We start from the raw sequence: 11624 nt of genomic DNA, 5'->3' as shown, positions 1-11624 counted from the left end.
CTGCGAGAGAACACAAAATGTATACGAAAAATCATATATAATGTGCTGCATTCACATAAAATCAATCAATTCTATTCGAAATATCATACACATTTCGTGATTTGAGGCCTGATTTTGAATATGTATTCGAAAAATCATATACATTCTCTACGCGTTTCCGTTCACGGATAAAACTGTCCACAATTAATCGACAGTCTCGCTATTGCGCCTATTTCGATGAAATTCGGTGAAATCAGGCCGATTTCACCAAAATAGCCGCTGTGGCGCACGTTAGCGCACAATCTGCCCAATTAATCTGACACATGTCCGCGCTCGTCACCTACCCTCCATCTCTCAGCCACCGTCGTGCTCGCCGCGTCTGCCTCCGACCATTCCTCCAATGAACTGGAGGTTTTCCTGGTGGGCACGCAAAGAAAGCCGTCGGCTCCACCGGCAGCTTTCATTACTTAAAATCAAATCTTGCCGTAATCCCGGCAGACGAGTCTCAATTGCTTCTCGTCCAGCACAAGGCCGAAGCCTGGCGAGCTCCTGTGCAGGTTGACCTGGCTGTCAGCCGTCCTCGATGTAGCCTGAGCGATGACGCAGGTTGCGAAGGCATCCGACTCGCCCGGTTTCTCTAGCGCCTCAACCCAATCGGCCGATAAACCGATCGCAAGCTGCTGCCAAACCGTACATGCAGGGCCGACCAAACTGTCGTCACCAATCATGAGCCTGGCGCCGAAGCTCTGAATCTTGCGTGCCAGCTCAACAGCATGAATGAGCGAGCCTGCACAGCCGGGATGAATGTTATAAATGCCGCCCATGCCCGTTGTCACCGAATGTACAGCCTCTACCGCCGGGCGCAAAGGCGCGTCGGGCAGCAGCTCAAGCGTATCCGCCTGACGCTGCAGCTCGATCCACTGCGGCACAGTCAGGCTAGCTGGGTCTTCACAGGCATTGAGGCCAGCCTCTTGCAGAATGCGCAGCGAAGCTGCGATGCCTTCGAGGCTTTCATCACTCTTCTTCGGCCGATAGCCGTCATTCACATCGCCGACAATGAATGTTTCCGGCCCCATGATGTCACGGGCGGCTTCGACGACCTTTTTATCCAGAGCAATGTCCCCGAACAGTTTGACCTTGAGGTGGGTGCGGTATCCTTGATCCCAGGACGATTGCGCACGTTCTCTCACCTTCTCAGGGTCGTTCTCCAGAATACAGAATAGCCCAGGAACCGGCTCTTTGCCTTCCAGCCCCAACAGTTCAAGAGCAGACTGACCAAGCAATTGGCCCGCGAGATCCAGCAGCGCTGTCTCCACCATCTCGGCACGCTTGGAGCCCAGCTCTGTAAGCCGGCTCATCACCGTGCGAACCGCTTCCCCGATGGACATCCCGATCAGCTCTTGCAACGGACTGAGCCATTCGTTCAAGTCCAATTCCTCGCGGTTGACAGCCATAATATTTTCGCCCCAGCCGCTCCGATCCCCCACTGAAATCCGGATAAATCCGTGGATGCGGTTGGTCCACGCCCCGTGGCTGAATGTCCGCTGCACGTTCACGTCATAGCGATACAGCTCAATTGAGCGAATCGGCTCAGTTACCCGATCCAGACGATCTATAATCATGTCCAGTTTACTCCCTTCTTCGCTCAAGGCGTACGTTAGTTCTACTTCTCCCCAGGAGGTATACAGCTCGTTCCTCCCCCGAGGTCTACAATTTGTTATGCTCGCGGAAATCCTTTGGCGTCATGCCCTCCAGTTTCTTGAAAATCCGGTTAAAATACGTCGGTTGATAGCCGACCTGTACGGCGATCTCCTGCATTTTCAGCTCGGTGCCGATAAGCAGCTCTTTGGCCCGGTCCAACCTCGTCTTGGTCAAGTAGTCAACAAAATACATGCCTGTCACTTGCATGAAAAGCTTGCTCAGACCCGACGAAGAGATGCCAAGGCGGTCAGCGCACAAGTCTAACGAGATATCCGTTGGATACTCCAAACGAATCATACCGACCGTCCGCTCAACCAAATCGTGCGTTCGATCATTCTGATGATGCATCAGCTCCGCCATCAACGGTTCCACGATCCGGGCGGAATACCAGGCCTGCATCTCGTCGCTATCCTTCAGTGCCAGCAGCTCCACGTAGAGTTGGCCCCAATCGAACAGGGAACCTGCCTGCATCATATCCGATTGCATCAAACCGCCCTGCACAGCGCCCAAAAGCTTGAGACTGCCCTGCTGCAGCAGCAGCTCCCGCTTCGCATGCGCCTTCAACTCCTGGAAAAATAAACCCAGCAGTCGGTGGCTCTCTTCCCCCAAGCCGCTAAGCATCGCATGGACCAGATCCTGCTCCAAGGTGAATGGATATCTGGATTCCGCGTGCTCGCTCACTGGTTCATTCAAGTCAATAATCTGGTTGGGCACATCCAGCTTTCTGTGCCTCAGCGCCTGCTGCACTTCTTCCCACGCGAGCGGAATGCGGCTGATGGCAGACACCGGTTGACCCAGACCGATAACGGTATCCATTTTCAAAATGCGGTGCAAACTGTGGCCAATCTCCGCAGCCATCTGCTTTAGCCGCTGAGCAACCTCGGCAGGAGACACCTCCCGTGGAACCATGGTGAACAAACCGACAGATAGATCATGCAAATTCATAACGGATATATTGTCGTTGCCTGTCAGTTCTTCAATAATATTCACCGCTGCGAACGTCACGAGCGGCTGTTCATCCTCGCGGAAGGACCCTTGCAGCCGATGAAAACCGAGCAATTGTACGACCATAACGACAAATTGCTGGCCATCCGGTTCCCAGCCGTACTGCTCCATGCGCTGCGTAATCTCCTGTTCCTGCAACAGCCGCAAGTGGCCTTGCACCAACTGCAACAAGAACCCCGTCCGCAGCGAGGAGTGCTGCCCCTCCAGCCGAGACTGCAGCAAATGACTTTCTCTGCTCAAATTCCGCCATTGCTCCTCAATGTACTGAATCTCGTCCTTCGGGACGAGCAGCGGTTCCGGTCCAGTTGGGGAGATCAGCGTACGGATAAGCCGATGAATCGGTTGAACCAGCCGTACCGATGCATACCACGAGCTGAGCAGAACAACTAACAGACTGATCAGCCCCACCGCCATAATAAGCCGGGAAACGAGCACAATCGGTTTCAGAAATTCGGACATCGGCACGGCCGAAACAAGCTCCCAGCCGGTGATCGGGATGGTTGCCGTCGATACCACATACAACTCGCTGCCCCAACTCCAACGGAAGGAAGGGGATTTCTCCTGCTTCCTGCTCATCTCCTTAACGAGCGCCTCGTTCATCTCCCTAGTGGCAGGGGAGAACAACTCACGTGACAGCAATGTTCCTTCTCTGTCAAGGATAAAGGCAGTGCCGCCCGAACCTTCGTCGAAGCCCGCCAAATTTAAAAGCTGCTTCTCGTTTATTCGAGCCATGATTGCTCCGAAGGGCTCGCCGATTACCGGCAGCTTGTGAATGACGAACAGCCCATCGAGCGCGGGCGCTTGGAGCATCCGCCAGAACAGGCGTTCCTTGGCCTCCAGCAGCTCGTGATATGGCTTGGCTCCGCTGGCTTCCAGCTTGTGAATCCCTTGGCTGTCCGAAATAAGACGAGGCGGGCTCTCCAAATACACAAAAGCCTGATCAATTAGCGCGCTGCTGTTGTTCAAAACCGTCAGGGACTCAAAAAAATCCTTGCTGAACGCATAATTTTCTTTAAAATCAATGCCTCTGAGCTTATCGCTCGTCAGCGGATTCAGTGTCCACTGGTTCATGCTGACCTGAAGATGTCCAAGCGCGTCGCTAACTTGCTTGACCGTGTAGTCAAGCTGCAGCTTATGCGTCCGTTCAACCTCGCGCTCGATGTAGCTGACACCGATATAATAACTGCTGACTGCAATCAGAAGCGTGGGAATCGTTGTGACAATCAGAATGAGCAGCAAGCTCCGCCGGAATGCGTGTCCCCGATATAATAGCAATCCCTTCCCCAGCCGCTTCTTCATGCCCATCCATCCCATCCTATATACTCGTACAGGAAGCGCGCTCCTGAGCAAATAACCCATGAGCCGCTTCCTGTTGATATTGTAACTACATGTTTCCCGCCAATCTCCTATTTGCCAGCGATCCGCTTCTGATACGATTCGTTGACTTCCTTAATGATCGCCTGGAAGTCGCGTCCTTGGACAGTTCTTGTATAAAATTATCCCAAGCACTAATCGGCTCTTTACCCATGATGACTTTGACCCGCAGATCGTCTACCTTCTTATCGATCTCCGCGCCGAATTTGTTCGCCGTTTCCGAGTATAAACCGTTGCCAATGTCGCCGACCAGATAGGGTTCCCGTGCGTCGACAATCTTCTTGTTGCGCTCAAACACATCGGCAGGCATCCCTGTCCGGTAAGCCCATAGGTACTTCTCGTCGCGACTGAAAATTTTACCTAACGCACTTTGAGAGACAATATCTTTCTTGGCTTGTTCCGTGGCCAGCTTGATGCCGTCCTTCTCGGTATAGTGTACATCCTTGAAACCGTACCAAGCGAGGTCCGTACCTTCTTGCGTTGAGCCATAATCCATCAATTGCAAAATGGTCTTCAGTTTCTCCTCGGACACCTTTTTCGGAATCAGGAAGATCCCGTTGAAGCCACGCCATTGATAGGCCATCTTCTTGCCCTCGGGGCTGATCAAGTACGTCATCGGCAGAAAATCTGCATTCGGGATCGTTTTCCGAAGTTCCTCTGTCGGACGCCAGGAGGCCTCGACTGTATCGACCCACATGCCCGCTTTATTCGACTTGGCCATATCCTCGAACTGGCTCAGTTTAAGCACTGCAAAGTCCTCAGGAATCACTTTCTCGTCGTACAGCTTTTTCTCGTATAGAATCGCATCACGGGTTTGCGGCTCCAGGTAAATATGCGTCAGTTTGCCATCTTTCAGCTTCCATTTGCCCTGCGTTGAGTTAAACAGCGGCTCGAATAGGAAGGAGCCTTGATTGCCAGCCAGTCCAAACGTGTCCTGCTTTCCATTACCGTCGGGATCGTTATACGTAAAAGCCTTCATCGTTTCGAATAATTCGTCCATGTTTTCCGGCATCTTCATGCCAAGCTTATCCAGCCAGTCTTTACGAATATTGAAGAAAGACCACCCGCCCATTGGGCGAACTGCAGGAATGCCATAATTTTTGCCATCCTGCATCTTGGAGTTTTCCCACACTGCTGAGGGATAGGCTGCCAAATTCGGGTATGCCTTGATCAGCTCAGGCGTAAGCTCCCAGAACGCGCCTTCCTTTGCCATCTGCATCACGAGCGGATCGAATGGATCGGAAACGAACATCAAATCCGGGATATCGCCGGAAGCCAGCGTCACTTTTGTTTTCTCCGCATAGTTATTGGACGAGACCCATTGAATATTTAACTTCGTATTCGTGCGTTTGCCGATTTCCTGGACGATCACATTGTCGGCGCCCGGCGGTTCCGGCGTGCTGAAGTTCGTCATGATGGAGATCTCGGTCACTTTGGCCGCTTTTTCAGTCTCACCACCGCAACCCGTTAACGCGATCGCCGCCGCCGTCAAAATTGTTGCACCTTTTACTATACCATGTTTACGTTGTACCAAATGAATAACCCCCTGATCCCTATTCGGATTTGCCTCATGATCTACCCTTTAATTGAACCTACCATAACGCCCTTGGCAAAGTGCTTTTGCAGAAATGGATAAATGCATAAAATCGGAACTGTCGCAATGACGACAGCAGCCATCTTCAAAGTCTCCGGAGGAATGGACTGCTCAGTCATCATCTCCTGTGCGGCGCCCCCTCCTGCTGCTGTAGAGGAATCGATCAACATGTTCTGCAGCAGAACTTGCAGCGGCCATTTCGAAGCATCAGTGATGTAGAGCACAGCCGAGAAGAAAGTATTCCAGTAGCTGACCGCATAGAAAAGTCCAAATGCCGCCAGCGATGGCAGAGATAACGGTAAAATAATTCGAAACCAGATACCGATATCATTGCAGCCATCCATCTGGGCCGCCTCCTCCAGACTATCCGGAATGCTGTCGAAGAAGCCCTTCATCAGAATGACATACCAGCCGCTGGTCAGCACCGGGATGATCAATGCCCAGACGCTGTTAATCAGATGCAAGTCGCGTATGAGCAAATACGGTGGAATCATCCCCGGGTTGAAGAGCGTCGTTAACAGAATTAACAACAGCATCGCTCGACGTGCCGGCATTCTTTTGCGTGAAAGCGCATAAGAAAGCGCCGCCGTGATAACCAGACTGCAGAATGTGCCGACAATAGCCAGGAATGCGCTGACCATCGAGGCGTTCAGGAAAGATTTTGTCGACAGCAAGTATTTATAGGAAGCTACAGACCACGTAGAGGGAAATAACCTGATCCCTCCCTTCAAGTATTCCGATGGATCCATAAAGGAAACCACGACGACATAATAAAGCGGAAACAGCGTCACTAGCCCAATAAGGGCCAACACCGCGTAATTAAAAATCGGAAAGAGGTCCTTTGTGCTCTTTCTCATCCTTCCTCCTCCTTCCTCTAGTACACGCCTTCCTCGCCAAACCGTTTGGCCAGCTTGTTCGCGATCACGACCAGCACCAGCCCAACCACTGACTTGAAAAGCCCGACAGCCGTACTGAAGCTGAACTGCCCTTGTTGAATGCCGAGCCGGTACACATACGTATCAAAGACCTCGCCTACGTCCGATACCGCCCCATTCCCCATAAGGAACACTTGCTCAAAACCGACATCCATAATGTTTCCAATTCGCAAGATAAGCAAGATCAGAATCACACTGCGGATTCCCGGAAGCGTGATGTGCCAAATCTGCCGCAATCGCTTCGCTCCATCCATCTTGGCTGCTTCGTACAACTGTGTATCCAGCCCGGCAATCGCTGCCAGGAAAATGATCGTGCCCCAGCCCGCTTCCTTCCAGATCGATTGCACAGTAAGCAAAATCCAGAACAACTTCGGGTTTGTCAAAAAGTCGATTTTGTCAAAGCCGAAATACACCAGCAAGTTGTTGACAGCTCCATCGGTGCGCGTCAACACCAGAATGGTGATGCCCACAATGATGACCCAAGACAAGAAGTGCGGCAAATAAACGATCGATTGGATCAACTTCTTGAAGGGCTTGCTCATCACCTCATTCAGCAGCAGCGCGACGACAATGGGCAACGGGAAGTAGAAAACCAAATTCATTAGATTAATCGCCATCGTGTTGCGGAACAGCGTCATAAAATCAGGATTGGAAAAAAAACGTATAAAGTGCTCCAGTCCCACCCAGTCGCTTCCAAGCACACCTCTGTACGGCGAATAATTCTGAAAAGCAATAATGATACCCCACATCGGTACATACTTGAACAAAATCATGAACACAATGCCGGGCAGCGCCAACAGATACAGAAATTTATCACGCTTCATAATAGCCCAGATCCTGGAACGCCGCTTTGCTGTAGGGGACCCCAATTCCGAAGGTACGTATTGGCTGAGTTCGCTGTTCATTCTTGTGTTGTACACCTCCTCTCGCTCCTCTTGGTGTTCGAAGTGATACTCACAGCCTACGAGAATAGCATTCTTGCCGCAATTGGACTTTTTTTCTCAGGGAAATCCCCCGTCATTACTGGCTTTTTGGAAGAGATTCAGAATGACGTTGCGAAAAGCATGAACATAAAAAAGCGGAGTCCGCACCCGATGACACGGGGCGAACTCCGCTTTTTTTACGATCGGACAAGGCTGACCGCCTTGCCGCCGTTATACCCGACGATCACCTCGCGCGCCAGGCCGATAAACAGGCCGCTCTCCACGACGCCGGGAGTGCCTTGCAAAGCCGCTTGCAGCTCCGCAGGCTGCGCGATCGCGCCAAAACGGCAATCCAACAGGTAATTGCCGTTGTCCGTCACGACCGGCTGGCCGTCAGCCGCCAAGCGCAGGGCCGGCTCGCAGCCCATAGCCCGCAGCTTCCGCAGCGTCAGCTCCCAGCCGAACTTCACGATTTCCACCGGCAGCGGAAATGCGCCCAACTGCTGGACGAGCTTGCCCTCGTCCACGACGATCACCAGCTTGCGGCTTGCGCAAGCAACGATTTTTTCCCGAAGCAGCGCGCCCCCGCCGCCTTTGATCAAGTTCCACTGCGGATCGACTTCATCCGCACCGTCAATCGTGACATCGATCTCCGTGATGTCCGCTGTTGCCAGCTGCGGGATGCCCAGCGACCGTGCCAGTTCCTCAGACGCCACCGACGTAGCAACCGTCTGAATGCGCAGCCCTTGGCGCACAAGCTCGCCAAGCTTCTGAATCGCCCAATACGCGGTCGAACCCGTCCCCAGACCGACAATCATCCCGTCCTGCACGCTGCGCTCCAAGGCCAGCTCGGCTGCGGCCTTTTTCGCTTCCATACCGCCACGCCCCTTTCAATGGCTTCTCATCTTCAGTGTACCATAAGATCGCTCGGGTGAAAGATCCAGGGTTCGTACCGGGTCAGCCTCACAGCCACGGACTCACGGACTCAAGCGAAGCGGCACGGATAGGTTCAGCGCAAGGCGGGCAGGTTAAAAAAGTCATCCCATCCTATTCCAACCGAGGGGAGTTTGACCACCTTGTCCTTTTTTGATTTTTACCGCGGCCAGGAATCCCTGTCAGCGATCGAATGGGCTTTGCGCGCCGTCGTTGACTATCTCTTCCTCGTAGTGACGGCCAAAGCGCTCGGCCAGCGTTCGATCTCGCAGCTGCGTTTTCTCGATTTTATCATCGCGCTGATCCTGGGCAACATTATTGCCCAACCACTCTCCGACGAGCATCTGGGGCTCCCGGGCTCCATGATTACGACGATCGTCCTTGTCGTGCTCTACGCCGCTACCTCGTGGCTGGGAATGAAGTGGAACGTGCTGAAGCATTTTCTCGACCCTCCGCCCCTTGTCCTGGTCCGCCACGGCAAGCTGCAGATGGCGAACCTGCGCAAAGCCCGCGTCACCGTCGATCACCTGTTCTCCGAGCTCCGCAAAGAGCAGGTGGACGATGTCGCCAAAGTTGCACTCGCGCTGTGGGAGCCGGGAGGGATCATGTCCATTTTCCTGGAGGCTCCATACCAAACCGTAACGGCAAAGGATTTAAACATACCTACCAGCCCCTTCTCACTCGTGAAGCCGATTATCGTAGAAGGCGTCTCCGAGCCGAAGACACTCGCACAGCATGGCAAAGACCTTGCCTGGCTGCAAAAACAGATCGCATCCCAACATACGGACATGGCCGATGTGGTGCTGGCTACCATTGACGATCAGAACAAAGTCCGCATCGAAGCCGAAAAAAACGACCAAGCGCTCCATTAGCGTCTGCTCGTCTTTTTTGCCACCTTTACATAAACCGCCGCTCCACCCGCTTCATAATGACCATGGTAACCGCAATAAACAGCACCACATACAGCAGCTCGAACGGATTCGCGATGAACCGCTTCAAATCGTAGCCGATAAAGCACACACTCAGCACCATCACTGCTTTGCCCGTCGCAACAGCGAGCAGGAACGAGCGGAATCGCATCTGCACGAGCCCCGCCGCCATATTAATAACCACGAACGGACCTAACGGAAAGAGGCTGAGGATAAACACGTAGTTGAAAGCCTGACGCCGTGCCCAGGTGAGACTTTTCTGCACCTTGGGCTTTTGCGACCAGCGTACGAGATAGGGGTGTCCCGCCACCTTTTTCACAATGATAAATGTCAGCAGACAGCCGCATACCAACCCGATCCAGGAGTACAGAAACCCAAGCCACAGCCCGTATACCGCCGCATTGACACTAATGATCACCAGCGTGGGCAGCGGGGGAATGAACGACTTCATAAAGGGAATGAGCAGCCCCGGCAGCGGTCCGAGCGAACGATACTGATCCAGCAGGCGCGTCAAATTATTTTCGGTAAAATAGGATAAAAACTCATGAATCCCCATTGGTGTTATAGGATATGCCCTAGACAGGCACTCCGCTCCTCTCGTCACAATGAGAAAATTATAGCATAATTTGCATGAAAAAAGCTGACCCCGCGCGCATTCGCCGTCGTCAGCTTGTACAGTCTATTGGAATTTCTGCGGGAACTGTTGGAACAGCCCCTTGGCAAGCACATCCGCGAATTTTACAATGTGCGCCTCCCCTTTATCGAAGGCCGTCACGTCTGCAGGCCAGTCCTTCTTCAGTCGCGCCGTAACGGCATCCGTTACGAACTGCAGATGCGTGTAGAGCATGGATTGCAGCTCTTTTTGCGACCAATATGGGTTGGCGCTGCTTAGAAGTTTCGCGAGATCGTCCGCGTTCCGGTGCCATTCCTTATCGTACTTTTTGGCCTCTGCCTCATGGCCGCCTTTTACCGCATCCAGCAGCTTGCCGGCTAGCAGGATGTGCTCCTTCAGCAGCTCCGCCAGCTTATTGCCCGCCGCATCGCCGTAAAAAGGCTTCACCGCATCGCCGATATCCTGCTGATTCTTCAGCAGTCGGGCCAGCGTGATCTGCTGATCCTCCGAACCGCTCGCTGCGCTGACAATATAGTTTCGCGTCCAGACGACGTGGTCGATCCAAAGCTTTTGCATGGCCGCCTGGAACTAGGCCATTTTGGCGCTGTAGCAGGCCGCCACAACCGGCTCATGCCGATCTAGCTCCGCGGCCTTCACAGACGAGCCTGCCTGCCCAAAACCGACGGTGGCAAGCAGCAGGGCCAACCAACCGATGATTAACTTTTTTCCCATAATCCTCTACTCCTTGATGCACAAAATGGTAAGCGAGTTTATTGTAAGCTTCCGCTTATTTTTTATGCATCGCCGAGCGCTGACTGCTCTTCCACTTCGAACCGGTACCCGACGCCGCGCACAGAAAGGAACCGGATCGAAGGCGTGATTGCGCCGAGTCTGGCCCGCAGCCTTTTAACATGAACATCGACTGTTCGCTCCCCGCCTTCATACTGCGCCCCCCACACGTGCTCGATCAGCTGTGATCTGGACAAGATCTGGTTCGGATTGCTAGCCAGCATAAACAGCAGTTGAAACTCCTTAAGCGGCAAAAAAAGCCGCTGCTCCCGCACGCGTACCTCATGCGTCGCTTTATTGATCAGCAGATCGCCGAGCTGGATTCGGATGACGTTCGGCATCCGATGCCGCTTCAGCAGCGCTCGCACACGCACGATCAGCTCCTCCGCATGCACGGGCTTCGCCAAATAGTCCTCGGCGCCAAGCTGGAAGCCTTTCACCACAACCGTCGGGTCGCCGCCGTGACCAAGCAGCAGCATCGGCAGCTCCGCCTGCTGTCGCAATTCACGCGCAAGCTGCCAGCCGTTCCACTGCGATGCCGTCACATCGAGCACTATCAAATCCACTTGCAGCTGTTCAATCAGCTGTGCCGCCAATCGATGATCGTCCGTACACTCGACGGCAAAACCTTCGCTGCGAAGCTGCTCCGCCAGCCCCTGCCGGGAGGGATTGTCTTCATCAATGAGAAGAATACGCGCCACTTCCGAAATCCCTCCTTTCTCGCCATCACTATAACTTGTAGTGTATCGAACGAGCCTGAATCTGAACTGAATAGAACCTGAATGTCTGTTGAACAAAAATAGGTGGTGGCGGCCGCATGCAAAACAGCGCATCACCGAGCCCAGCAAC

11 protein-coding genes are annotated in these 11624 nt (G+C 53.2%); 1 reads left to right on the top strand and 10 read right to left on the bottom strand.

Features of this window, described 5'->3' with window-relative positions; all coding sequences use genetic code 11:
* Positions 1 to 452: 452 nt before the first annotated feature.
* The 6 genes from ABE504_RS27640 to rpiA form a co-directional block, all read right to left on the bottom strand.
* Positions 453 to 1601: an enolase C-terminal domain-like protein gene (locus ABE504_RS27640; RefSeq protein ID WP_430095066.1), complete on the bottom strand. Its 1149-nt coding sequence runs from the start codon at positions 1599 to 1601 to the stop codon at positions 453 to 455.
* A gap of 85 nt (positions 1602 to 1686) precedes the next feature.
* Positions 1687 to 3984, bottom strand: coding sequence for a helix-turn-helix domain-containing protein (locus ABE504_RS27635; protein WP_430095064.1), 2298 nt, complete (start codon positions 3982 to 3984; stop codon positions 1687 to 1689).
* An 85-nt stretch (positions 3985 to 4069) separates the two neighbouring features.
* A complete protein-coding gene (locus tag ABE504_RS27630; RefSeq protein WP_430095062.1) occupies positions 4070 to 5593 on the bottom strand; it encodes an extracellular solute-binding protein in 1524 nt (507 codons plus the stop codon).
* A 41-nt stretch (positions 5594 to 5634) separates the two neighbouring features.
* Positions 5635 to 6510: a carbohydrate ABC transporter permease gene (locus ABE504_RS27625; protein WP_430095060.1), complete on the bottom strand. Its 876-nt coding sequence runs from the start codon at positions 6508 to 6510 to the stop codon at positions 5635 to 5637.
* 17 nt (positions 6511 to 6527) lie between these two features.
* On the bottom strand, positions 6528 to 7493 hold the full coding sequence (locus ABE504_RS27620) for an ABC transporter permease (RefSeq protein WP_430095098.1): 966 nt from the start codon (positions 7491 to 7493) through the stop codon (positions 6528 to 6530).
* A gap of 215 nt (positions 7494 to 7708) precedes the next feature.
* Positions 7709 to 8386, bottom strand: a complete 678-nt coding sequence (gene rpiA, locus ABE504_RS27615) for a ribose-5-phosphate isomerase RpiA (protein ID WP_430095058.1) — start codon at positions 8384 to 8386, stop codon at positions 7709 to 7711.
* 201 nt (positions 8387 to 8587) lie between these two features.
* On the opposite strand from rpiA, the gene ABE504_RS27610 reads away from it, so the two are divergent.
* Positions 8588 to 9316, top strand: coding sequence for a DUF421 domain-containing protein (locus ABE504_RS27610; protein WP_430095057.1), 729 nt, complete (start codon positions 8588 to 8590; stop codon positions 9314 to 9316).
* Positions 9317 to 9341: 25 nt separating this feature from the next.
* Here the strand turns inward: ABE504_RS27610 and ABE504_RS27605 are convergent, their stop codons facing one another.
* The 4 genes from ABE504_RS27605 to ABE504_RS27590 form a co-directional block, all read right to left on the bottom strand.
* On the bottom strand, positions 9342 to 9929 hold the full coding sequence (locus ABE504_RS27605) for a TVP38/TMEM64 family protein (RefSeq protein ID WP_430095055.1): 588 nt from the start codon (positions 9927 to 9929) through the stop codon (positions 9342 to 9344).
* Positions 9930 to 10052: 123 nt separating this feature from the next.
* Positions 10053 to 10562, bottom strand: coding sequence for a glycosyltransferase (locus tag ABE504_RS27600; RefSeq protein ID WP_430095053.1), 510 nt, complete (start codon positions 10560 to 10562; stop codon positions 10053 to 10055).
* Between the two features lie 12 nt (positions 10563 to 10574).
* On the bottom strand, positions 10575 to 10718 hold the full coding sequence (locus tag ABE504_RS27595) for a hypothetical protein (RefSeq protein ID WP_430095051.1): 144 nt from the start codon (positions 10716 to 10718) through the stop codon (positions 10575 to 10577).
* Between the two features lie 62 nt (positions 10719 to 10780).
* Positions 10781 to 11476 (bottom strand): response regulator transcription factor, encoded by a 696-nt coding sequence (locus ABE504_RS27590; protein WP_430095050.1) that lies wholly within the window; start codon positions 11474 to 11476, stop codon positions 10781 to 10783.
* Positions 11477 to 11624: the final 148 nt, after the last annotated feature.

It is taken from the genome of Paenibacillus oryzisoli (assembly GCF_050467285.1).
GTDB classification, from domain to species: domain Bacteria; phylum Bacillota; class Bacilli; order Paenibacillales; family NBRC-103111; genus Paenibacillus_E; species Paenibacillus_E oryzisoli_A.
This window is presented reverse-complemented; position numbering and strand designations above follow the sequence as displayed.

Coding starts and splice junctions, on each gene's coding strand:
- rpiA (WP_430095058.1), bottom strand. CDS start 8,386: ATGGAAGCGAAAAAGGCCGCAGCCGAGCTGGCCTTGGAGCGCAGCGTG.
- ABE504_RS27605 (WP_430095055.1), bottom strand. CDS start 9,929: ATGGGGATTCATGAGTTTTTATCCTATTTTACCGAAAATAATTTGACG.
- ABE504_RS27640 (WP_430095066.1), bottom strand. CDS start 1,601: ATGATTATAGATCGTCTGGATCGGGTAACTGAGCCGATTCGCTCAATT.
- ABE504_RS27620 (WP_430095098.1), bottom strand. CDS start 7,493: ATGAACAGCGAACTCAGCCAATACGTACCTTCGGAATTGGGGTCCCCT.
- ABE504_RS27625 (WP_430095060.1), bottom strand. CDS start 6,510: ATGAGAAAGAGCACAAAGGACCTCTTTCCGATTTTTAATTACGCGGTG.
- ABE504_RS27635 (WP_430095064.1), bottom strand. CDS start 3,984: ATGAAGAAGCGGCTGGGGAAGGGATTGCTATTATATCGGGGACACGCA.
- ABE504_RS27595 (WP_430095051.1), bottom strand. CDS start 10,718: ATGGGAAAAAAGTTAATCATCGGTTGGTTGGCCCTGCTGCTTGCCACC.
- ABE504_RS27600 (WP_430095053.1), bottom strand. CDS start 10,562: ATGCAAAAGCTTTGGATCGACCACGTCGTCTGGACGCGAAACTATATT.